We start from the raw sequence: 23,146 nt of genomic DNA, 5'->3' as shown, positions 1-23,146 counted from the left end.
ATTATTGGTATTTTAAATTATAATGCGCTCCGACAGGCTTCTTCACAGGCTTTACAAGCCTCGGCACACTCTAAACAATGCTGCATGTGTTTATGGTTTGCGCATTCGATTCCACATTCCCGGCAGATGTCGGCACAGGCTTGCAACAGTGTTTTAGCTACTTCTGAATTGCGGGCCAATGCGCTGGCAGTAAGCTTACAGATGTCGGAACAATCTCGGTCCAGGCGAATACAACGGGCCATCATTTTAACATCCTGTTCCTGTAAACAGGCATCGTAACAATGGTCACAGGCAGCGGCACAAGCATTAAGGGCTTGTATAACGGATTGATATTGAGAATTGTGCATGGTAGTAGTTAGTTATGTTGTTTAATTATGTGAACTCTATAGTTTTACACTTTAAGGGAATATATGTTTTTAATTATCCTTGATTAGATTTATATAATTTGGGTATTACTGTTCTTTCCGAGAACCTTTACAGTCAAGGCACCATCGATAAAAGATGTTCATCTTTTAATATTTTATCACCATCATCAACAGGGGCATAGGAGCCTTATGATACTTAAGCCTATTAAATTGATTAGGAGGAGCGTCTCTGATAAAGTAAAGTGACACCAAGTATTACCAATGGAGTTTCTAGGGTTAAATGTTGGAAGATAGTATTTGTATAATTTAAGAAAAGACTGATATAATACTGCATATTAATATGCTAGTTATCTCGTATCTCACCATCTAAGGGCTTTTCTAGGCTAGAAATCCAAAATCCCTATATTTTAATGCCTTTTTAGTCTATCTGCTCTAAATAACTAGTATCCGAAAGCTTCGTATAAAACGCTTGCCTATAGAGTATAGGTGTATTCTAATATACAAGGCTATAATAAGCTTTACACCAAAAATACAATCATGAATTCGGGAAATACCTGTTTTGATTTAAGCTAGAAACAAATACTCCAAATGGAAAATAACCATTACAAGCAGTTCCTTTACATGCTAACAGCATCGTTTGTAATCATGTACGCGGTAATGTTCTTAAATGTGGACCAAGCTGAACATATTTATCTAAGTGTTACAAGGGTCTATACTACCTTATTGATGGTAGCGCCTATGGCCGTGGTAATGTTATTAATGATGCGGAACATGTATGAAGATAAAAAGTTAAACATAGTAATTTATACTTCAAGCGCTATTGTGTTTATTGGGGCCCTGCTTTTTTTAAGAAACCAAGTCTTAGTCGCTGATGAGCAATACATAAAGGCAATGATTCCTCATCACTCTTCCGCCATCATGGTTAGCCAGAAAGCCAATATCAAAGACCCTGAATTGAAAAAACTAGCTGACGAAATCATCAAGTCCCAAGTGAAGGAAATTGCCGAAATGAAAGCTATCCTGAAAAGATTGGATGAAGAATAATTTATTCCAAAACATAATTCTGATGCTGTTTTCTGAGACAAGGCTCCATTAGGATTGTCTTGAACCATGGATGAGAAAGTGAATATCTGTGCTAGAATAAATTCTTCATGAAGTTGAAACTGCTACTACGATAGGTGAGCTGATACACGACAATCACCCCTGTTTCTACGGGCAGTATGTCTTCTTTTTTCCATAAGATTTGCATTTTAATCTCTAAACAAAAGCTATGAAAAACAACAAGTTTAATTCTAAGTGGGTGGCATTGCTTTGCGGGGCCTCCTTGTTCTTTACCGCCTGTAGCCAGAACTCCGGTAACTCGGACGTGGCCTCCGATATGGAGAGAACAGAAGACCATTCAGGCCACAACATGGAAGCTGGGGAGTCAAATGAGATGATGGACCTGATGCACGAGAACATGACGGCGATGCAGGAGGTGAAACTCACCGGCAATCCGGATGTGGACTTTGCCAATCTAATGGCCACTCACCACGAAGGAGCGATTAAGATGGCCCAGGAAGAGGAAAGCAAGGGGAGTGACACAATGCTCGTCAATATGGCTAAAAAGAGCCCTCCGAAGCAAAAAGAGGAGCAGGAAAAACTTAGAGATTTTGTTCAGAACAACAAATCCGCTACGGGTGATACTGCTGCCACTAGGAAGATGATGCAGCCTATGAAAAGCATGATGGCCAACATGAACCATAACATGGCTGGTACTACCGACCATCATTTTGCGAGCCTGATGAGCATGCACCATCAAAGTGGAATTGACATGGTAAAAGTTTATCTGTCACAGGCGAAGGCCCCGGAAATAAAAGCAATGGCTCAAAAAATCATGGATGAGCAGCAAAAGGAAAAGCAGGAATTGGATGCGTGGCTGCAGAAGCACCCGCAATAGCAAGAATTATTTAGTTCACTCTATACTTTGTTTATGAAGGAGAACCTTCAAGTGAGGTTCTCCTTCATAAATTTACGGGGTTTGCGATTTAGGTTTACAATTCATCCCCGCTCAGTCCCACTACCCTTAGTATCTCTGCCTGGAAGCCTGCTTCCTGAAGGGCATTCTCTATGGCCTGGGGATTTAAATCTTTGCCGGAAACACTCAGCACATTTTCTTCCGTCTCTGTATCTACTTGCCAATTGGATATACTTTCGATTTTTTCCAGATAGGGGGCAACGTTCGTTACATCGCTTTGATTTCCCATGTTGGTTTTGAATTTTATGATTTCCATACTATTTCAGACTTTACATTAATGATATAATTCTTACTTAGGACTACCAGGAGAGTTTCCCATTGAAGGGCTTTTTGCTTTTTCAGCCTTCACAACGCGGTATTATTTTGAAGTATAAGAACTGCGGGTAATTAGGTTGCTAAACGTTGCCCACTATGGGATTTAAAAGATTGTTACCCAATAATATCTTTTGTCGGATACACTTCCTGCCAAGTCCAACCATCGCTCCCCAAAAGGGCAGTGAGAATATTCCGGCTATCCGGTTGCTGCTGGCTGTTGCCTTGGTTTATACTAGCTTCCTGTTTAACTGGAATCCCTGAATGAAGCAGTGGGGCTAGCTCTGGTGCAGGAGGACTTTTGTGGCTGCTTTCTTCTTTTATGAAATTTTCTTTCACCAAACTAAAATAAGTATCCAGGGCGGTGCGCAGCATGGTCATTTTTACTTCGTCTAAGATTACTTCCGTAGAAACCACCTGCCTAAGGAGATAGTAAACCTCTTCCAATACCACAACCTGTACAATGATGGCCTGCTTCGGTTCTTTGTTGTGGAAGTAGTGGATAACGGGATAGGAGTGATGGTTAAGGGTGTGCTTTATAAGCATCTGGCACATGTTCGGGACGCAATCAAAGAAGGAAGAAAAGTTTTCCCCATTCCAGCCCTTTGCCACCATTTCCTGGGGTGTCCCTCCCATGCTGCTGATATACAAGCTTAGCTTGCTTTGAAGGTTTACCGCCGATAAAACCGGCAAAAAATAAGTTATGGAGGTTGTAATAAAAACTAAGCCCGCGAATGCCATCGAACTAGTGAGTATCCGCCAACTGCTGGAGGAAGCTACAAAATCGCCAACGCCCAACGTTGAAAGGGTAAAACCGGCATAGTAAAGCTTTTCCAAAGCCGTGGCGCTTTCCCGGGTGGTACTGCTTATGATGGAGTCCCCATCCGATAACAGCAAAAGGAATAAGCTTGACCATAGCCCGATTATCCAGACCAGAAGTACCACCACTAAAACTGCCGTACCTGCGTATTCTAAAAAGGAAGATTTCCCTTCTTTGCCAGACAATGAAAAAAACAGCTTCCAAACAGCTTTGGAGGTTCTCTTGGTAATCACCCCTCCACCTTTTGTAGACAAAGTGGTTTTGATGATGTCTACTATAGTGATGGTGAAAATTAATATTCCGGCGGGTAAGTAAAAGACGTCCATTGATTGCTTATCCTTGTGGTAGTTATATAGACCCAATCAGTGGGCATAGTAGTTACTTTATCCGGTCTACTCTACCTGTAGTACCCACCGGGCCATGCTTTTGATTCGTCAGCACATATACAGCCCCAGCGTTATCCCGGCCAAACCCCAGCAAAAATTCTCCTAATTCTCCCCGATGCCTGTTTTTTAAAAATATTTTTTTATAGGGCCAATCACTCTTGTCGGCGTTGGCCTCGGCGGCGAAAATGGCACCATTGGGCTTTTCGTGGTGCTGGGTCCAGACCCCAAACAGATAGCTGCCGACCAGGGATTGATAACCGCTTCCCCGGTAAACCTCGCCGCCCACCGACACGATTCCTAAGCCGACACCACCTTTTTTGTTATTTTTAAATTCCAGCACGGGGTCTATCAAGGGGTTGCCTAACGAGTCTTGGGTGGGGCAGTCGGGGAACAGTTGGGTATTTTGGGAAGCGTTAAAGCAATGGCGCCCTTCCTTTACATTCCATCCGTAATTGCCCCCTTTTTTGATTACGTCAATCTCTTCGTATAACTCCTGACCGGCATCGGCGGCAATAAGCATACTTGTTTCCTTGTCAAAAGCAAACCGAAAGGGATTTCGCAGGCCGTAAGCATAGATTTCCTTCCTGCCTTTCCTGCCATCGGCAAAAGGATTATCGGCGGGTATGCCATAAGGAATACCGCTGTTAACATCAATTCTCAAGATACTGCCCAATAAGTTATTCCTGGTGTCCTGCCCATTCCCGCCACCGTTCTTTGGGTACCAGTCCGGCACATGGCCTTTTTCATTGTCATTAGCCCCACCCCCATCGCCCAATGAAATATATAAATACCCATCCGGCCCAAAAGCCAACATGCCTCCGTTATGGTTGGCTTGCGGCTCGTCTATTAGAAGAATAGTCTTCTCCGATTGGATGTCTGCTGCTTCAGCATCGGGAGTAGCTCTAAACTCAGCAATGTGGCTGGTATGGTCCCAGCCTGCCGGGGCGCCTTTCCTTAACGGGGCACTGTAGTACACAAAGAACCGGCCGTTGCTCTGGAAATCCGGATGGAAAGCCATTCCAAGCAAGCCTCGTTCCTCATGCTCTTCTTTCAATGTGACTATTTTATCCTTCACATCCAGGAATGGCCGGGGCAGAAGCTGCCCCCCTTTTATTAACCTAATCTGCCCGGTTTGGTCTACTACAAATAACCTTTCCATGTCGTTTGGAGGGGCGGTCAGGTAAACTGGCGAGGTCAGCCCTTGGGCCATGGTTTCTAAGTCTACCGAATCACCCGCCTGGGAGACAGAAACATCTTCCTTGTTTTCAGCGGCAGTATTGGCCGTGTTTTCAGGATTACTACAAAAGTGAAAAAGGAAACTGGAAATTAAACAGATTGGGATAAGGCTTCTTTTCATAGCTTCTAAACGTGCTCTACCAAGTCTTTTTTTCGGATGGACGTTAGTTTAGACAAGCTAGGGTAACTCCAGGAAAGAACAGACAATCCAATTGAAGGCTTTACCTAAGCTGTTCAAGTACTATAGACGGAACAATGGTACTTCCTGAATTTATAAGGCTAGTTATCATAACGTTATTATCTCTTACTCTCAATGGTTTGGCTTGGTTTTATATTATATAAGATAACATTTATACTATTCTGGAATCTTTCAAATTTACTTGGTCAAGAGTATGCCTATCTTTAATTTGAAGCTTTTTATATTCTGACGGAGTATATCCGGTAATAGATTTGAATTGTTTGGACAGGTGGCTTAGGCTGCTGTAATGCAGTTTCGAGGCAATTTCCCCTAAAGACAGTTCTTCATAGTCTAGCTGAGCCTTGATGTACTCTATTTTTTGAAGAATGATATACTTTTCTATGGTAACACTCTCCATTGATGAAAATGCATGGCTTAGGGTGCTGTAGTCTTTCCCAATTGTCTGGGCCAAATATGTTGAATAATTAGACGCAATTTTTTCTTCCTTATAGTGGACAGCATCTATAATCAAAGTTTTTATCTGCTCTACCAGTTTTGCTTTCCTGTCTTCCAACAATTCGAAACCATAATCACTTAAGAACTCTATCACCTTTTCCTTTTCATCTAGCTCCAATGGCCGGTCCAAATCTACATGGCCCAGATGAACCTCAATTACCGGAAGATTCAGAAGAGTTAACTGCTCTTTTATAATCCGGATGCAGCGAGGACACACCATGTTCTTGATGCATATGGTGGTTTTGGTGTCATTGGTTTGGAGTTCCATAATAATAAATTACACTATTGATAAACGTATTTGGAGCTCGGGACTAGAGCTGAGGGAGCTTTAAGTACTTTAACTTTTAAAAGCAGATTAATAAGGTTCTAAAGGGAAATAGGAATTGAGACGGTTAATTTCTCCCACCTCATAAGAATACTCCCGTTTTTCTCTCCTTCGGGTCTAATCTCGTAGCGTAGGCGTTCCTGATGCTGACTGGTTTCAGGCTGCACCGAAAGTCTGACTACATCTTCCTTTTCAGAATACTCATCTGCCAGATGCTGCTCCCACTTCTTATTCAATATCACCGTCCACTCTTGTTCCCCAGGTAAGGTAAACAAGGCATATTGACCAGCAGGTATTTTTTTGCCTCCTAGGATGATAGGGCCATCCGTCTGTAAACTAGTAGCGGAATGGGCTCCCGTCACCCAAACCTGGTCATAAGGCACCAACCCACCCCATACAACCCGATTCCGGACTGCAGGCGAATGATAGTTTATCTGGAGGTTAACTGAGCCTATTTTCCCCAGAGCCACTGCCTTCAAACTCCCTTTGAGTGTGTCAGGCTCCGATTGTTCAGCTATGGTAACAGCATCCTCTGTTTTCGACTGAGGGGCGGTTGAGGTTGTTAGGCTGTCTCTTTCTTGTACTCGCTCTGAACTGGGACTCTGATTACAGAACATCAGGAAAAAGCTGAGGGAGGTGAGTAAAAAGCAGGAGGTGAATTTCTTTGCCATAATTGCTAATTAGATGACTTATTTGAAAATTATAATTAGTGGTGTTGCTCCAGATATTTTCCTTGCGGCCCCACGCCCTCGATGTGAACAAGCTGGGCACCGTAATGTCCAGCCATACTAACCGCATAACCAGCGCCAATCAGAATGACGGCTGCCACCGCGATGCTCCAGCGTTTCCCCTTAAACACCAGCACGCTCAAAATTTGGGCGAGCAGTCCTAACCCAGAAAGGTATATGGTGTATTCCGCGTATTTGTCGTGCTGCCCCAAAACGAGCTCAGCATGGGCGGAAAGCCCCGAAGTGTGCGGATGCGACCAGTAAGAGGAGGCATAGGCCGTGATGAAGCCCAACAGGACCATAATGGTCACCGCCCAGTTCAATTCTTTTTTCTGGAACAGGATATTCACAAATTGCATGGCCGCCGCAATCATAAGCAACATGATGGGGAAGTGGACAATCAAAGGGTGAATGTGTGGAAAATCAGACAGGGACGCATGCACCTTTGCGGGATTGGCCATGTGGTCTGCATGCTCTTCCGGAGACACTTTACCTGAAGTGAGCGTATCATGGACAGTGGCACGTGCCTCTTTAAGAGTATCTACTTTGGCAGACTCTGCCTTCTTGCCATGTTTCTCTTTCCCGTGCGCCTGCGTTTCATTTGGAAACAAAAAATTGGTCAAAAGGAAAAAGCCCAAAAGGCAGATAAGAAGTTTTGATGGTTTCATTTGGGAAGATTAAGGTTGGGTTTAGTTTCTGAAAGTGGATTATTATTTATTGTCTTAGTACCAAGCCATTGGGCTTTTTCCCTACTGCTATGGAGCCCGTCACTTTATGGCCCGCGACTTGGATAATTGACACCGTTCCCGCTCCCTGGTTGGTGACATAGGCGGTGGCCCCGTCTTTGGAAAAGGCAATAGCATGGGCATCGGCACCGGTAGAGATGTCTCCTTGTCTGGTCCAAAGGCCGTTCACCTTTGTGTAGTAGACTACCTTTCCGTTGGTGGCATCGCTTACCCAAAGTTCCTGCTGGCCAGCATGGTAGGCGACGTAGCCAGGCTTGAAGCCCAGTGGAATGGTTGCCGTCACTGAAGCAGTGCTTACCTGTATTTCTGAAACAGTCTGGTCAGCTTCATTGTCTGCATACATGTAACCATTGGTGGCGGGCCATGCACCAACAGGGTCTTTCCCTACGGGTATGGTAGCCAGAATAGATTTAGTGTCGGGGTGAATGACAGAGACCGTGGCATCCATGGTATTGGCGGCGAACACTCTGGTACCATCTGCTGAGAAAGTGACCTCAGACAATCCTTTGCCTACCGGAATGGTGTTTTTCAATGTCCAGCTTCCCACATTGTATACCAGCACCTGGCTCTGGTGGTCATCTTCCTGTGAGACCCACAGCTCAGAGCCTTCTGCATTGAAGGCGGCGTTATGGGGCATTTTCGGCAGGATAATCTCCTTCTCAATCTTGCCAGTGTAGCTGCTGAGTACTATCACTTTCAAGCCACTCATTCCGTCCATACCTCCGCCCTCATGGCCTCCGCTCAGGTCGGTGCTGGTGATAGCCACCGCCAATCTGGTTTTATCTGGGCTCATGTTGATGTGGTGCGGAAACATGGCCCCGTTCAAGGTAAGATGGTCCTTGTGCGTAAGGTCATTCAGGTTGATGACGTCCACGTCATTGGATTCTCCGTTCACCACAAAAGCAGCCGGGTAGTCTATGTTCAGGTCCATGTCATCCATGTCCTCCTCCATGTCGTCCATGTCTGCCTCCGTATGGAAGTTACAGCCTGTGAACACCATAAGGCAGGCGAGGAATAGAACAAGTGAATAGCTATTGAATTTCTTCATGGTAATAGTTTATTAATGTGTCTGTTGCTATCTGTTTTAGCTTCATTTCTGGAAAACTGGCTAAAAACGGCTTTTCATTCAGGAACCATTAAGCAATTAATGTCCATGCCCCGCCATTGGGTCTGAGCCTTGCTTTAAAACATACTCACTATACAGCAAATAAGCCCCGGTTACTACCACGGTATCATTGGGTTGCAGGCCACTGGTAATAGCTACTTGGTTTTCGCTTTCCTCCCCTAGTTTCACCATCCTAGGGCTGAAGGTGTTCTCCCCGGTCTTCACCCAGACATGCGCTCCTTTCGAATCCCGGATAACAGCATCCAGTGGGAGGGTCAGAGCCTGCCGAACTGGCGCTGATAAGTTTATAGTCGCTTGGGTTCCGGGTATCAACCTTCCCTGGGGGTTGGGTACAGAGGCCCGGGCTATCACCACCTGACTGTTCTGCCGGAACTCTGGATTGATGAAGGAGATTTTAGTTTTGATAGGCGAAGCGCTTCCCGGCACACTAACTTCCACTAGGGTACCCACCTTCAATTGGTTGGCTTCCTGCGCGTACAGTTCGGCCTCCACCCAAATGGAATTGAAGCGGCTTATCCGGTACAGCGGGCTTCCTTCGGAAACATAAGTCCCTTCAGCGGCCGAAATCTCAGTGACCGTGCCTGAACCAGGTGCCACAAAAGTGATGCGAGCGTCCAGACGGCGGGTACGGGCAAGCCGGTTGACCTGGGCATTGGTAAGGCCTGTCAGTATCAGTTTTCTTTTAGCGGCGTCCAGAATAGAGGCGAATTGCCTCTCGCCAGGGAACGCTTTCACCTGGTCCAAGGCCAGCAGGTACTCTTGCTCCAAGGTGAGTAGGCTTTCGCTGTACAGGTCATAAAGGGGTTGCCCTTTCCTGATGGGTTGGCCAGTTTCTTTCACATACAGCCTTTCTATGCGGCCCGGGGCCCGGCTGCTGATGAGGTCTGCCTGCGTCTGGTCTACTACCAGCCTCCCAGTCAGTATGGTACTGCTGCCCACCTTTCCCTCCTGAATAGCCTTGGTGGTAATATTACCCAATTGGATTTGGTTGTCACTCAGCATTATGCTGGCCTCTGTAGTGCCAGTTTCCTGTTTCTTAACAGGTACTAGGTCCATGCCACAGATGGGGCATGAACCAGGCTTGTCCTGCACGATTTGTGGGTGCATGGGACAAGTGTAGGCACTGGCTGTTTTCTGCTCCTTTTTCTGCTTTTGGACCAAAACCAGGTCCATACCGCAAATAGGGCAAGAGCCTGGCTCTCCTTCAACAATCTGAGGGTGCATGGGGCAGGTATAACTTGCGTCCCCCTCTACGTGGGCGTGTTCGTCTGTCTTCGTGCAGGCTACCAGAAGGAAAGCTGCAATCATGACCATTATTAAACTTTTTATATGTCTCATCTATTCGTGTCGGCTACCCTTATAAAACTCTCACTGTCAACCAGGAACTGGGCATTGGCGGCAATCACATCCTCGGCTTTCAGACCTGACACAATCTCTGCCTGTCCATCGGCCCGTTGCCCAACCCGCACGCTGGTTGGCTTGAACACCCCGTTCACTTTCAGGAAGGCCACCGATTGGGTCCCTAAATCAAGCACGGCCTCTTTAGGTACCCACAAGGAGAAGCCGGTGCTGTAGGTGGTTCTCCCGGTGATGACTTGCCCAATTAAAATGGGGTTGCCACGCGCTGGAAGCAAGGCTCTCACCTGAGCGAAGTTTTCACCTGCGGCATATACCGGTTCTACCAAATGCACCGAAGACTGAATGGTTTCGTCTGGCAACTGGTTAAAGGAAATAGAAAGGGGAGTTCCTCTTTTCAGTTGGCTTGCCACATTGCTGGCCACGTTGAACTCCGCCCATACCTGGGAAGCGTCAATCACTTTGAGTAGCGATTGCCCTGTGGTCACATACATCCCTTCTCTGACAGCAAAACCCTGGCTGTTGGTGATAGGCGATGCAGGTCCACTAGCTACGGTACCACTGGCGCTTCCGCCCCCCATGCCACCCATACCATCCCCGGAACCCGAGGAAGCGGTAGCAGGTACTGGGGATGCTGTAGGGGCTACCGTTACGGCAGGGTCCAAGACATAACCATTATAAGGGCTGTAGACTGAGAAGGTATAAGATTCCTTTCCTGAGCGGGCCACTTGGTTAATTTGTCCCTCGGTGGCACCCAGTAGGCGTAGCTTCTGGCGCGCACCTGAGATAAGGGCTGTATTGCCTGGGTCATTCTTAAGCAGATAGAGCAACTCTTTCTGAGCAGTTACCAATTCGGGGCTGTAGATGTCATACAGCTTTTGGCCTTTGCGTACCGGTTGGTAGTTGAACTGCACGTATAGTTTTTCAATGCGTCCGCCAAAGCGGGCCGGAATCACGTACTGCCTCCGGGTGTCATAGGTCACTACCCCAGATAGGGTGACTTCATTCTCCACCTGCTTCTGCATGGGCTGGGTAGTTCGGATGGAGGACACGACTATCTCATTGGCCGGCTGCAACAGATAATTCAAGTCCGTTGACACGGCTGCCGCGGGCGCACTCGCCGACTGTTTAGCCACCAGGTCCATCCCGCAGATAGGGCAGGAACCGGGCTTGTCCTGGACTATCTGCGGGTGCATGGGACAGGTATATTCCATGGCGTGGGCCGCTTCGCCTTCTGCTTTATCCTTACAGGCAGTCAAAGAGAAAGGCAGCAACAAAATCAGGAACCCAATCAGCTTATTTTTCCAGTTCTTTCTCATAGTTCACACCTATTAGGTAGAGTTGCTCCAAGTTGTTGAGGTATTCCATCTGGGCCATGTTCAGGGCTTCCCAGGCATCAATCACCTGTGGCAATTGCCCTGTGTTCTGCTCATAGCCTAGGAGCGTGGTTTCATAGTTGCGGCGCAGGGCCGGAATGATTTTTTTCTCGTAGTTCTGGACCTGGGTACGTTTTGCCTGCAGTTCCAAGGCCATGCTCGCCACCATATTTCGGGCTTCGTTCAAGAGATTCTCCCGGCCTTTCCGCATACCCTGTATCTCCAGGTTCATGGCTGTGGCATTGGCCTTGTACATTTTAGAGGACCAAGGCGCAATGGGAATAGAGACCATGCCCATCAGGGTGAACGACTGGGGCATCATCCTGTCACGGGGCATCATGTTCTCAAACCGTATCCCGAAATCTGGTTTGCGCTGCAGGTTCTCCAGCCGCAGGTTGAGCTGCATGGACTCAATGGTGCGGTCTATCTGACGGATGTCACTGCGGGCGGCACTTAGGGAACTAGTGTCTGGCAGTACCGCCAAGACTGTTGCCTGCACGGTGGTATCCACTGAAAACCTGTTCTCCGGAGGAAGGTTCATCAGCATGTTCAGCTGGATGTTCTTCATCTCAATTTCGCTGTCGGTCATGGTCAACATGTTCTCCACCTCGCCCAGACGGCCCTCGGCTTTATAGATGCTGCCCAAAGAACTCTGGTTATAGGGATAGCGGACCTTGCTCAGCTTGAGCATGAACTGCATGATGCGCTGGCTCTCCAACAGCACTGACTTTTTCTTCTCCAGGACTACCCATTGGTAATAAGCGGTCTTAGCCTGCGCACGCAACTGGTTGAACGTCATGCCCCGCCCCGCCTCCTCAATGGCGGCCTTGGAGAGTTGGTACTTTTCGCGGGCCTTCAATTTAGCCGGGTTGGTGATGTCCTGCTCCACTGAAGTCATGTACATGGCATCATCCTGTCCCCCCATTTCCTGTCCCTCCATGTTCATCTGGCCTGGATAGGGGTACATGAAAACCCCAGCCCCCACCATGGGCGCCATTTGGCTTCTTGCTCCCTTGGCCATGGCATTCTGCGCTTTCGCCCTGTATTCAAATTCCTGGAGCATAGGATTGTCCTTTAAAATCCGGTTTAGCACAGAATCCAGTGGCATCACAGGCGATTGTGCATGGGCTACAGTTCCCAGCAGCAGCAGCAGCACCGTTATGTATACTTTAATGTTTGACGTCATAAATCTCGATTTTGCCGTGTTTCCGGAGTTCATACTCTTTAGTCATTTCAAACACCACGGGGGTTACCAGCAGGATGTGGATGGAGGAAGTGAATACCCCACCGATGAGAGGCAATACTATGGGTAGCATCACATCGGTGCCTACCCCGGTGGCCCACAGAATGGGAATCAAGCCGAACAGCGACACCGAAACCGTCATAATCTTGGGCCGCAAACGCTTGGCCGCTCCTTGGAACACATATTCCCTTATATCCTGCTTGGTGATAGTCTCGCTGGAGTTGCCCTTCTTGGCCACTAATTCGTTCATGGCTTCGTTCAAGTACACAACCATCAACATACCCGTTTCTACCGCCATCCCAAACAGGGCAATGAAGCCCACCGCCACCGCTACCGACAGATTGATGCCGTAGAAGTACACAATGAACACCCCACCCACCAAGGCGAAAGGGATGGTGACCAAGTTGAGCAAAGCCTCTTTGAAAGACTTGAAGGAGAAATACAGAATCAGGAAGATGATTAGGATGACTAATGGAATGATGATTTTCAAGGTCTGGTTGGCCCGTATCTGGTTTTCCCACTGACCGCTCCACTCCAGATGGTAACCGTTTGGGATGCCCGTCACCTCCTGGTTAATGGTCTTAATTGCCTCCTGCACGGTGCTACCCAAGTCTCGGTCACGCACATTGAATAGGACGGCCCCACGCAGCTGTGCGTTCTCTGAGGCAATCATGGGCGGACCGTCTACGAAGTTCACATCAGCCACCGCAGAGAGAGGCACAGTGCCGGCCGTACCAGACTGGATGGGAATGCGGCGAATGCGGTCTATGCTGTTGCGGTATTCCTGTGCCAGACGCACGTTAATGGAAAAACGCTGTCTGCCTTCTATGGTATTGCCAATACTTGCGCCGCCCAAAGCAGACTCCACTATACTGTTTACATCATTGACAGAAAGACCGTAGCGGCCTAAATCCTCTCGCCTTGTCTGAATCTCAAGATACCTGCCACCGGTCACCGGCTCTATGTACAGGTCCTTCACGCCTTCCACCCCTTGCAGGGCGTTTCTTACCTTCTCAGAGACTACTGCAATGGAATCCAGGCTCTGGCCATAGACCTTCACGCCCACGTCTGTCCTGATGCCGGTTGCCAGCATATTGATGCGGTTGATGATGGGTTGGGTCCAACCGTTGATGACACCCGGTATCTGCAGTTTCTGGTCCAACTCGGCTATGATTTTGGCTTTGGTCATGCCGTCCCGCCATTCGGACTGAGGTTTCAACTGAATGATGGTTTCAATCATGCTGATGGGCGAGTTGTCCGTAGCCGTGCTGGCCCTTCCGGCCTTGCCAAGTACCTGCTCCACCTCCGGCACCGACTTGATTATCTTGTCCTGCACTTGCAAAATGCGCTTGGCCTCTGCATTGGAAATATCTGGCAAAGTCACCGGCATGAACAGAATGGAACTCTCGTCCAGTGGCGGCATGAACTCAGACCCCAGGCTCATCAGCATAGGGATGCTGACAAGCAAGGCCATCACATTAATGCCAATGGTAGTTTTCCGCCACTTCAGGCACCAGCGAAGGATTGGTGAGTACACACGCTCTAGTCCCCGATTGATAGGGTTGGCACTCTCCGGCTTGAACTTCCCCTTGAGCAAGAGAGAAAGCAGCACAGGAGTTACCGTGATGGCCACAAAGGCATCTACTATGAGTATAAAAGTCTTGGTCCACGCCAGGGGACTGAAAAGACGCCCTTCCTGCCCGGTCAGAAGGAACACCGGCAAGAAGGAGGTAATGATGATGATGGTGCTCCAGAACACGCTGGGCCCTACCTGCTTGGAGGCTTTTTCTATAATCGAAAGTCGTGTTTCCTTATTCATTTTCCTCAATTTGTTGGGCATCTGCCAGATGTCGGTAAGCATTCTCCACCATCACAATGGCATCGTCCACAATCACCCCGATAGACAGGGCAATACCGGTAAGAGACATGATATTGGAGGTAATTCCAAAGAGGTTCAACAAGATGAATCCTATGGCTATGGCAAGCGGCAGCTGAATGATAATGATGAGCGCGCTGCGCCAGTGGAAGAGGAAGAGGAACACAATGGCCGAGGCCACCAGCATTTCTTCTATTAATGTAGTTTTAATGGAGTCCACTGATTCATTTATCAGCCCACTCCGGTCATAGACAATGTTAAACTTCACACCCTTGGGAAGCCCTGTGGAAACTTCCTCCATTTTGGCTTTGACGTTTCTGATGACTTCCTCCGCGTTCTCACCGTAGCGCATGACCACAATACCGCCCACGGCCTCTCCTTCGCCATTTAAATCAAATATGCCCAGACGGCTTTCGCCTGTCATCTGCACGGTGGCTATGTCCCGTACACTTACCGGAATAGTGTTTTGGGTAGTGATGGGAATGCTTTCAATTTCTTCAAGGGACTGCAGATAGCCCGTGGTTTTGATGATGTAGCCTATATCGCTCATCTCAAATTTACGCCCCCCGCTCTCATTGTTGTTGGCCCTCACGGCGGCCATCACCTGCGGCACCGACAGGTTGTAATAAGTGAGTTTGTTAGGGTCAACGGTAATTTGGTACTGTTTTTGGAAGCCCCCGAAAGAGGCGATTTCACTCACGCCCGGCACATTCTGTAAGGCGAACTTCACGTACCAATCCTGGACCGCCCTTTGCTCTCCCAGGTCCATGCCTTGGGCATCTAGGGTGTACCAAAGGATATGGCCCACGCCGGTGCCGTCTGGACCCAAGGTGGGAATGGCCCCTTCGGGCAAAAGGCGGTTGGCATAGTTCAGGCGTTCCAGCACCCGTTCCCGCGCCCAGTAGATGTCAGTTTTGTCATCAAAGATGATGTAGATGAAACTCATCCCAAACATGGAGACGCCGCGCACATATTTCACCTGCGGCATGCCCTGCAGGTTGGTCACCAAGGGATAGGTCACCTGGTCCTCAATAATCTGAGGGCTGCGACCCATCCATTCTGTGAATACAATCACCTGGTTCTCTGACAAATCAGGGATAGCGTCCACCTTGCTGGTGGTGACGGAATAAAGCCCCCAACCAAACATGCCTGCGGCTATGAGCAAGACAATCATCCGGTTACGGAGCGAAAAAGAAATTAATTTGCCAATCATAAAAGGGGTAAGATATATGGCATTGATGGCTTAGTGTTTTGGGGCTGCTTTACTTAAAACAACCCCAAAACGACGGTAGCAATTGGTCTTGACTGTAAGATATTAAGCAGAGACTAGTGCTGCTCTCCTTCGTGGTGCTGTTGGGCTGCGGCGGCAGAATCCAGTTTTTCGCCTGGTTTAACTTCCTCTAGGAACATGCCACACTTAGGGCATTTGCCCTTCACGTCACTCACCACCTCTGGGTGCATGGGGCAAGTGTAGGTTACTCCGGCTACCTGGGCCTCAGAAGTTGTTCCTTCTGTTGCTTTTTGTTCTGTTCCAGAGCTGTTACAGGCTGAGAATAAAGTCAAGCCGAGGCAGACCGCAACCATTGTTACTTTTAAAGATTTCATAATTAGGTAGGGTTATAAATTTGAAATACATACAATCAGTCTTCCAGACACATAAGCACCCAAAAGCCAATCAATGAAGGATTGGCCATCTCAGATGCTCCGAGTGACAGTTTAACTGTAAAGGGAAATGGGTAAGTAGAGGCTATAAATTCAGGAATCAGCGAATGCGGATTTGCCTAAAGCATGAGGCTAAAGCAAGGTTGAAATGCAAGCAGTCATATTAGTCTTTTGGACCAATAGCCTAGTTGCACAAAGCTGTTATGAATTTACAGGATAGAAGAAGGCCGAAGGAAGGGTAGTTGGCCACTTCTAAAGATTGGGTACTCAAATAATAAACGTCTGATTTAAAATGCCGATGAACCTGCCGGAGAACGGAGGTGGCAATGTAAAGTGAGGTTCAGCTTCAAGAATGGCAGGACGGATTGTTTCGGTAAAGTTTGGGGACAGTACCGGTTCTTTCACAATCTTTGCTACCTGCTGGGTCGCGGAGTTGAAATTTGTCTGCGTGGCTACTCCCCTTTGCATGACACAAGACATGTCATTACAGGACTTCTTTGGGGTTTTTGCGGCTTTCCCACAGCAACAGGTGTGGGATGAAAAAAGACTGATAGAGCTATCTTCTTTGCCAGAGCAATGCGAAATATTCACACGGAAGCCAAAAGAAGCCAGTAAAATGGCTGCTATTAAGCTAAGTTGAATAAATTTTTGCAGTGCCTTCATTTAAGATGCTATCTATTTGTCTAAGTATCAAACGGTAACAATCAAAGAGAGTTGCCGACATACTAGTTCCAATCTTGCAAAAGTATAAACAGTTTTGTATAATGATGTTATATAATTTTTGATAAGAGTTATATAAATCGGTTAAAACTTTAAGAGGAATGCTTGCAACGACTTGGAAATGTAATCCGAAATAATAAATACAAATGATTCTTGATTTAAGTTGATACTATGTGCTTTAAAATAAGTCGGTTGTGGTTGAGCCAATTTCAGGTATTCTGTTTCTCCTACCATCCTAATGATTATGTGCTTTCTTTCTTTTCTAGGAGGGCCGGTTGATTTTAGGCTAAACTAGTTTAAAACAGTCAACAGGGACAATCCTATATTTTTATAAGGTAATAAACGGGTTTTGCTTTTGAACCCCTGCACATCCTTGATGCCGTCTTCCGGGGAAAAGTGTATTTCTGCAAAGAAATCACCCATGGCATAGAGAGCTTTGTAAACTCCGCAATGGACTACAGTTTTAATAAATTTCCCTGATTCCCAAACTGTGTTGGCCTTGTCGTTTTGGTCTAAAGAATTAAACTGATACAAGGTCATGGCCTTACAATTGCAAAAAGTGCATTTTAGCTACTGCTTTATCATAATCCTTTTCATTCAAGGGGAAGAACCGGCAGGAGAAATTACCCGAAATTTCCTGAACGGCCACGCCATCCCAAATTCCAGAGGAATCCAAATACATAACCAGGTAATCAGATACGGGGATGAATTGGTTGATATAGGCTAGGATATTATCAATGTTATTGGTTACCGATTTATTGCCTTTATCCAGGTCCCGGATGGTTAGTATATCTCCGTTGAAACTGTAATCGAAATCAGACTGCCTTGCCAGCCCCTCAATATCCAAAGGTTTCATTTTGCAATTGTAAATTAATCCGTCGGTAATCCTGCCTCTTTCATTTTGGCCCTCAGCCTCCGGTTAGTATCCCTTAGCTCTATGATTCTATTTCTGTATAGGGCTTCTCTTTCCTTCCAGGGTAGCCTAGAAAATTCTTCAGTAGATAAAGCAGGCGAACCATCTACAGGAACAGTTGGGGCAGGGACCGCACCTTGCTGGTATACCACCGTAGGCCGGGTAATGGCGTTATAAAGTTTTCGGTTATAGCTCCTTCTCCTTATGAACGCATAGACAGCTACCCCCACCACTACTAGTATTGTCAGTGGACCAGCTATAGGCTCCAATAAATCCCTGAACATCATGTTAGGGGTATCTATCTGCAGAAACATACTACCCATAACCATACATTTTTGAAATTATAAAATCAATTTTTGACTTCCACGATTGTACTTTTATTTTGCTCCCTTGGTTTTACCAGTATTAATCAAGTCACAGATGTCCTGCATTTCTGAAATGGTGAAGGTTTGGTTTCTCTTCTTCACCTCCCAGGTAGGGCGCGGCATTCCTATTCCTTTATACACATACACTTGCTTTATCCCGAAAGAGGATAATATTGCAGGGAGTTTTTTTTGCAATTCTAAAAATAACTTAACCGGCTCATCCGATATTTTCATACGTGGCAAACATTTAAAGACATTGGTTTAAGATAGCAGTATGCTACTTCTACAAACTCACTCCATTTGTTTGCAGCTTTTGATTGTAGTTACTGCTTCTAGTTATACGAACAACGTATATGATACGGTACATTTTTGATTTAAATAATATACACCTTATGATAAGCACCTAAAAAAAGTCCCTACCATTGGCAGGGACTTTTTAGATATAGGAAATTATCTGAAGTGGTATCTAAGGCCAAGACTGATAAAGCCTGGCCACTCGTCCAAATGGGTCTTGTTAAACATCTTCCCCTTTATTCCGGTTGCAACCAACGAAATTCGATTGCCAAAGAAGAAGTCCACTTCGGCGCCAGCTTGAGGCCCGTAGGTAAAACGTTCACGTCTGTCCAAATTATTCCCTTCCCCGTCGGAATCTTCCCCCGTCCTTTCGTAGGATGCGGCACCTCCCAGGAGCAGGTGGAAATAGGCGAATTCACCAATCTGGAATAACTGCGGTGCCAAGAAACCCCGGCCACTGAAGGCAGAGTATTCCCCTACCTCCAGGTCGCCGAACTCCCGTAAACCGCTGACCCGCACGCTCAATTTATTGGTCAGGTAGTTTGTATAGCTGCCTTCGTAAAACTCTCCCATTTCGGTGCGGCCATAATGCACCCCCCAGGCAGAAATATGTTTGACGTGCCGTTGTGCCAATGCAGGGGACAATGTGCCGAGGCCGATAAATAACAGCAGGGAGAGCAGCGCCTTTTTCATCTTTTAATAACTCTTAGTTCTTCTTTCCAAATCAATCAACTGCTTTTGCGCAATCAAGTCGGTATAGACCATTTCAGCGGCAATATGCGCGGGCCCTTTCTGCGAACTTTCCGCAATCAGCCTATCTGCCTCCTGTCTCAGTTGCATGGCCCGAACCATATTTTCATTAGAGGAGTTAATCATGGCCATGCGCTCTCCCTCGGTCATGGAATACCGACCAGGGTTCTTCAGGGTGGCGTTCATCTCAATGCTTTGCTCGGTCATTTCATCGGCAATCTTGTAATAATTAAGGGCGGTCTGAATTTTCTTTTTCTGGTTCATTTCCTCATAGGCGTAGGCCGAAACCGCAGACTCTTCCCGGCGCTCCACATACTCAGCCGAGCTCATGCGGTCATTGTTGTCAGAATCCCCCGAAGTCCGGGAAAACACTGAAAAGATTGTTTTGATGTCTTCTTCCGGATTGCTGTTCTGCAAAGCTACCCGCAGCCGTTGCGCTTTCGAGAAGTGAGGCATGTAGTGTGTACCTGAATTGCCTCCGGACATGGCCAAGGCACGGGCAAACAACTCTGCCGGGTTAGAGATGCGCAAATCCACGATGCTGTTTACTTTCCGCAAGTCCTCCTGAATCTGCCGCTGCAAGGCCAAGCCCTCGGAGGTTAAATCCTTTACTTCCCCGGCGATATCCTTGGTCACCCCGGCAATGGTTTTCGCATCTTTTATCACCTGGTAATTTTGCACCGTTTCCGCCCATTGCGCCAAGCGTTTGGCAAAGTCACTGATATGTACTCCCATGTGGATAGGGTCGTTTACCACAAATTGCGCATCCGTATTGCTGGGACGGAATATCAGCAGCCCTGCCGCCAATACCGTAATAACCACTCTTTTCATACATCACCTTTTAAAATTGAACTCAATAAATCAATTTGCCCCGGCGCTGGCAGCGGGAGCCATTTGCCCCGCCGCAGCGGAAGTAATCAATATCGGGTACCCGTCTGGCAGCAGTACATCCCTCAGCCGTTGGCGGGACCTGGGTTTTGAGACCACGTTGGCCGCAACCCGGCCTGCCACCCCTACCACTGAATTGGCCGCCGAGGCCGAACGGTCAATGGCTGTGCTCAACTCCTGGCTTGCCTGCAGCTGGGCATCGTACAGTCCCTGGTTCGTATCCTTGGCTATTTTCTTTTCCGGGTCTATCATGATACCCGGCATGTAATTGAAATCGAAAATATCAGCTTTCACCCTGGTAGGGCCTAGGCGCTCAATCTGTACCGTCACCCGGTTGGATTCAACCTTGGCGATACCGGCAAAGACCATGTTCTTCGGGAAGGTTACACCAGATACCACGGCATCCTCCAGCAGGCGCATAATCACCACGGAACCGGTTCTTACTTTTTGCTCCCCGGAAATCACGCATTTATAAAAGACATCAGGGGTAAGGCTTCCCTGTTGGTTATTCGTATCCCCTGGACTGAACCGGGCATTTGTCACTTTATAGGTGTTGAAGCCGTCGGCCCCAGGCATGGCTGCCTGCGTCCCTCTGGCGACGTTGGCTGCACCAGGTTCCCGGTAACGCTTTCCGGTCGTCTGCTCATATATCTGACGGGTCTGCGGGGAAGAGGCGGCCAGCATCCGCAAGACTTCCGGGTTTGTCTCAAAGGGGGTTCCGTCCGCATCGTAAGCAGGTGCCACAACGTTGTTGGCGGTTGGGCGGGCCCCGCTCCGGCGATTGGGGTTACGCGGTACGATGATTTGTTGCGTGCGGTATTGGCCGGTGGATTGGTCTTGGACTGTGGTTTCCACGGTATCGACCTCCTGGACGGCCAGCTTTGCCTGCTGTTGCAATTGCAGATTATATCTCATCCGTGCCGCCTGACCGGCCGTGTCTACCACAAACGCATTGACTACCTCTTCTTCCGTCGGAGCAGCCTGCGCATACTGTGCCTCCTGTTCGGCTTTGCGCTGTTCCTCTAAAATAGCGGAAGGCGTTTTATTTTCCAGGTTATCCGTTACCACCTCCGGGATAGCTTGCTCAATGTTCTCGGAGGCCGCCGCCACCGGTACTGTATTTTGCTCAGCCGCGTTCTGCGCCGATTTAAGCCAGAGGAACAGCCCTGCGAAAATCAGCACCACCAAGCCCAGCAGGAACTTGAACCAATGCTCTTTCAAGGTTTCCAGTGGCGTGCGTTTCACTGGCACGGTACCGGTGGCAGTTGCTGACTGCCTGAATTCATTTTCCGGGCTATGCTCGTTTACCTTTTCCATTCTTACATTATCCTTAAATGGTGGAAGCCCTGTTTATTACTTTGGAAGGGATAGGGAGTACCAGCACCCGTGCCCCGTTATGTTCCCGCAGCGTCACTTCCAGGTAACCGTTTTCTGTGGCTGCGTAAAGTGGGATAGCATAGGTAAGGTATCCAGTGGACCGCCCGGTGATATTCTGGTTTGACTCCCCGCCGGACGGAGCCAGGGGCCGTCTGGCTTCATTTTTTTTCCTACCCAGGAATTTCTTCTTGGAATTCTCCACCAGCTGGAAATCGATAAAATCCACGTTGTAGTCGATATTCGTTTTATTGATAACCTTAAAGCGCAAATACGTGAAGTCCTTGTCGTTGCGGATGTTGGCCAGCGACAGCACCAGGTCATTTTCCAATACTGCCACCGATTGGTTCTCTTCCTTGGCTTTGCGCAGCTTGACCAAGTTGCTTTCTATCACTTCTTTCTTTTCCGCTGATTTATCCATTGCCAGCCCATTCTCCGGTGAGCTTCCCAAGTAGGCAGAACCCGTTCCGTTATTTAAGCTGGGTGTACCGTCTTTGAAATCATACAACTGCATCACCGGACCAGAGGCGTACACCAGCCGTCCCATCCAGTATTCGGAGCCGTAACGAATCAGGATAGGGGTAGGCACGGTGTTCTTTTTCTTGGCCCGGACAAAGACCGCGTTTGCCTCAATCTTCACCAGGTAATTCCCGGCCATTCCCACATCCACCAAGGAAACCGGGCCATTGAAGACCATATAGGTGGTAGAGGAATCAGACACGGCTATATCCGAAAGCGGGGTTACTTTTTGTGCACTGGCCGAAACTGCCGCCAGGGACAAAAGAAGAACAAAACCAAAGAATATATTTTTCATAACACTACATTTTATTGAGGTTTATTGACTGGGCGGTACAGCTCCAGGGGCAGCCGGAGAACCGTCCGCCGGAGCCGGCGTAGAATAACCGGGAGGGGGTGCTACGCCTGCCCCTGCGGCGGCATCCCGTAGCCTTCTTTGCCGTTCGGCTTCCTGTTGCTGCAGAAATTCTTTTTCTTCCCGCGAGACCGGTGGGTTATAGGCAATGTAGTCAAAGTTGGTAATCAGCAGCCCATAAGGGTTCTCATCAGAGCGGTCAGTCTCCACGAGGTTGAATTTGGCCGCCATCGGCAGACTCTGCCGTTGTTGGTCTCCGATGAAAATGCGCTGTTTGGTGTAGACTCTGCCGGAATAGGGCCGGGTTTTCATGTCCAGATAGATGCTGTCCACGTCCAGGACCGAGCGTGCAGAGTATCTTTGATAATTTTGCAACACCTGCCCCCGGTTGAAGTTCTCGAATATCCTGCGGCCACCGGAACCTTCAATCAAAGGCAAAGCGGCATCCAGGTTCTGCTTGAACGTGTATTGGTCATGGCCAAACATAGTTTTCATAAACCCTTTCACCATGTTCCGGGCTTCAAACGGCGTATGGGTATCCTCCTGAACTGCCAGAGCCGCTGCCGAGCCCGAATTGGTCACTACATACACCCGTCGCCCCGCATCCTGCGTGACCTTATAGAACCCATATCCTGCGCTTACCGCTACTACCACGAACCCAATAATACAGGCCAGTGAAATGGTTCTCATGGTTTTAAAAGAG

Annotated in this window: 26 protein-coding genes and 1 pseudogene; 2 read left to right on the top strand and 25 right to left on the bottom strand. The window is 47.9% G+C overall.

All coding sequences use genetic code 11. The features are described from left to right. Positions 1-17: 17 nt before the first annotated feature. Positions 18-347 (bottom strand): four-helix bundle copper-binding protein, encoded by a 330-nt coding sequence (locus EFA69_RS06335; protein ID WP_123132267.1) that lies wholly within the window; start codon positions 345-347, stop codon positions 18-20. A gap of 606 nt (positions 348-953) precedes the next feature. Here EFA69_RS06335 and EFA69_RS06330 point away from each other — a divergent pair. Next, positions 954-1,409, top strand: a complete 456-nt coding sequence (locus EFA69_RS06330) for a DUF305 domain-containing protein (protein ID WP_123132266.1) — start codon at positions 954-956, stop codon at positions 1,407-1,409. Positions 1,410-1,635: 226 nt separating this feature from the next. Then, positions 1,636-2,304, top strand: coding sequence for a DUF305 domain-containing protein (locus EFA69_RS06325; RefSeq protein ID WP_123132265.1), 669 nt, complete (start codon positions 1,636-1,638; stop codon positions 2,302-2,304). Positions 2,305-2,398: 94 nt separating this feature from the next. Here the strand turns inward: EFA69_RS06325 and EFA69_RS06320 are convergent, their stop codons facing one another. The 24 genes and pseudogenes from EFA69_RS06320 to EFA69_RS06210 form a co-directional block, all read right to left on the bottom strand. Next, entirely contained in the window at positions 2,399-2,638 is a 240-nt protein-coding gene (locus tag EFA69_RS06320; protein ID WP_123132264.1) for a heavy-metal-associated domain-containing protein, read from the bottom strand. Positions 2,639-2,811: 173 nt separating this feature from the next. After that, positions 2,812-3,840 carry a potassium channel family protein gene (locus tag EFA69_RS06315; RefSeq protein ID WP_123132275.1) on the bottom strand — a complete coding sequence of 343 codons (1,029 nt, stop codon included), beginning with the start codon at positions 3,838-3,840 and terminating at the stop codon, positions 2,812-2,814. 52 nt (positions 3,841-3,892) lie between these two features. After that, positions 3,893-5,257, bottom strand: a complete 1,365-nt coding sequence (locus EFA69_RS06310) for a PQQ-dependent sugar dehydrogenase (protein WP_221175687.1) — start codon at positions 5,255-5,257, stop codon at positions 3,893-3,895. 229 nt (positions 5,258-5,486) lie between these two features. Further along, a complete protein-coding gene (locus tag EFA69_RS06305; protein WP_123132263.1) occupies positions 5,487-6,098 on the bottom strand; it encodes a helix-turn-helix domain-containing protein in 612 nt (203 codons plus the stop codon). Positions 6,099-6,196: 98 nt separating this feature from the next. Then, positions 6,197-6,826 carry a DUF2911 domain-containing protein gene (locus EFA69_RS06300; RefSeq protein WP_123132262.1) on the bottom strand — a complete coding sequence of 210 codons (630 nt, stop codon included), beginning with the start codon at positions 6,824-6,826 and terminating at the stop codon, positions 6,197-6,199. A gap of 35 nt (positions 6,827-6,861) precedes the next feature. Next, entirely contained in the window at positions 6,862-7,551 is a 690-nt protein-coding gene (locus tag EFA69_RS06295) for a hypothetical protein (protein WP_148041282.1), read from the bottom strand. A gap of 46 nt (positions 7,552-7,597) precedes the next feature. Further along, entirely contained in the window at positions 7,598-8,677 is a 1,080-nt protein-coding gene (locus tag EFA69_RS06290) for a YncE family protein (RefSeq protein ID WP_123132260.1), read from the bottom strand. 96 nt (positions 8,678-8,773) lie between these two features. Further along, on the bottom strand, positions 8,774-9,862 hold the full coding sequence (locus EFA69_RS06285) for an efflux RND transporter periplasmic adaptor subunit (RefSeq protein ID WP_183906708.1): 1,089 nt from the start codon (positions 9,860-9,862) through the stop codon (positions 8,774-8,776). Between the two features lie 63 nt (positions 9,863-9,925). Further along, positions 9,926-10,063, bottom strand: a pseudogene (locus EFA69_RS20600) (heavy metal-binding domain-containing protein); the annotation flags it as partial. A 26-nt stretch (positions 10,064-10,089) separates the two neighbouring features. Continuing rightward, positions 10,090-11,430 (bottom strand): efflux RND transporter periplasmic adaptor subunit, encoded by a 1,341-nt coding sequence (locus EFA69_RS06280; protein ID WP_123132258.1) that lies wholly within the window; start codon positions 11,428-11,430, stop codon positions 10,090-10,092. After that, positions 11,408-12,673: a TolC family protein gene (locus EFA69_RS06275; protein WP_123132257.1), complete on the bottom strand. Its 1,266-nt coding sequence runs from the start codon at positions 12,671-12,673 to the stop codon at positions 11,408-11,410. The genes EFA69_RS06280 and EFA69_RS06275 overlap by 23 nt, the downstream gene beginning before the upstream one ends. Beyond that, positions 12,657-14,549: an efflux RND transporter permease subunit gene (locus EFA69_RS20595; RefSeq protein WP_123132256.1), complete on the bottom strand. Its 1,893-nt coding sequence runs from the start codon at positions 14,547-14,549 to the stop codon at positions 12,657-12,659. Before EFA69_RS20595 ends, EFA69_RS06275 begins: the two co-directional genes overlap by 17 nt. After that, positions 14,542-15,819 carry an efflux RND transporter permease subunit gene (locus EFA69_RS20590; protein WP_123132255.1) on the bottom strand — a complete coding sequence of 426 codons (1,278 nt, stop codon included), beginning with the start codon at positions 15,817-15,819 and terminating at the stop codon, positions 14,542-14,544. The genes EFA69_RS20595 and EFA69_RS20590 overlap by 8 nt, the downstream gene beginning before the upstream one ends. A gap of 113 nt (positions 15,820-15,932) precedes the next feature. Further along, positions 15,933-16,211, bottom strand: a complete 279-nt coding sequence (locus tag EFA69_RS06260; protein ID WP_190300525.1) for a heavy metal-binding domain-containing protein — start codon at positions 16,209-16,211, stop codon at positions 15,933-15,935. A 324-nt stretch (positions 16,212-16,535) separates the two neighbouring features. After that, complete coding sequence (locus EFA69_RS20100) at positions 16,536-16,931, bottom strand: hypothetical protein (RefSeq protein WP_148041281.1); 396 nt, start codon at positions 16,929-16,931, stop codon at positions 16,536-16,538. A gap of 348 nt (positions 16,932-17,279) precedes the next feature. Further along, a complete protein-coding gene (locus tag EFA69_RS06250; RefSeq protein WP_123132253.1) occupies positions 17,280-17,528 on the bottom strand; it encodes a hypothetical protein in 249 nt (82 codons plus the stop codon). A gap of 4 nt (positions 17,529-17,532) precedes the next feature. Next, positions 17,533-17,844: a hypothetical protein gene (locus tag EFA69_RS06245; protein WP_123132252.1), complete on the bottom strand. Its 312-nt coding sequence runs from the start codon at positions 17,842-17,844 to the stop codon at positions 17,533-17,535. A 14-nt stretch (positions 17,845-17,858) separates the two neighbouring features. Continuing rightward, entirely contained in the window at positions 17,859-18,215 is a 357-nt protein-coding gene (locus EFA69_RS06240) for a hypothetical protein (protein ID WP_221175685.1), read from the bottom strand. A 63-nt stretch (positions 18,216-18,278) separates the two neighbouring features. Then, on the bottom strand, positions 18,279-18,500 hold the full coding sequence (locus EFA69_RS06235) for a hypothetical protein (RefSeq protein ID WP_123132250.1): 222 nt from the start codon (positions 18,498-18,500) through the stop codon (positions 18,279-18,281). 216 nt (positions 18,501-18,716) lie between these two features. Then, positions 18,717-19,253, bottom strand: coding sequence for a hypothetical protein (locus EFA69_RS06230; protein WP_123132249.1), 537 nt, complete (start codon positions 19,251-19,253; stop codon positions 18,717-18,719). Between the two features lie 3 nt (positions 19,254-19,256). Then, positions 19,257-20,141, bottom strand: coding sequence for a hypothetical protein (locus tag EFA69_RS06225; RefSeq protein ID WP_123132248.1), 885 nt, complete (start codon positions 20,139-20,141; stop codon positions 19,257-19,259). A gap of 30 nt (positions 20,142-20,171) precedes the next feature. After that, complete coding sequence (traM, locus tag EFA69_RS06220) at positions 20,172-21,515, bottom strand: conjugative transposon protein TraM (RefSeq protein ID WP_123132247.1); 1,344 nt, start codon at positions 21,513-21,515, stop codon at positions 20,172-20,174. Between the two features lie 13 nt (positions 21,516-21,528). After that, entirely contained in the window at positions 21,529-22,386 is an 858-nt protein-coding gene (locus EFA69_RS06215; RefSeq protein WP_123132246.1) for a DUF4138 domain-containing protein, read from the bottom strand. Positions 22,387-22,407: 21 nt separating this feature from the next. Continuing rightward, entirely contained in the window at positions 22,408-23,133 is a 726-nt protein-coding gene (locus tag EFA69_RS06210; RefSeq protein ID WP_148041279.1) for a conjugal transfer protein TraK, read from the bottom strand. Between the last annotated feature and the right edge of the window lie 13 nt (positions 23,134-23,146).

Origin of the sequence: Rufibacter immobilis (assembly GCF_003721565.1) — a bacterium.
Taxonomy (GTDB): Bacteria; Bacteroidota; Bacteroidia; order Cytophagales; family Hymenobacteraceae; genus Nibribacter; species Nibribacter immobilis.
Note: the sequence above shows the minus strand (reverse complement) of the source record. Positions and strands in the feature narration are given on the sequence as shown.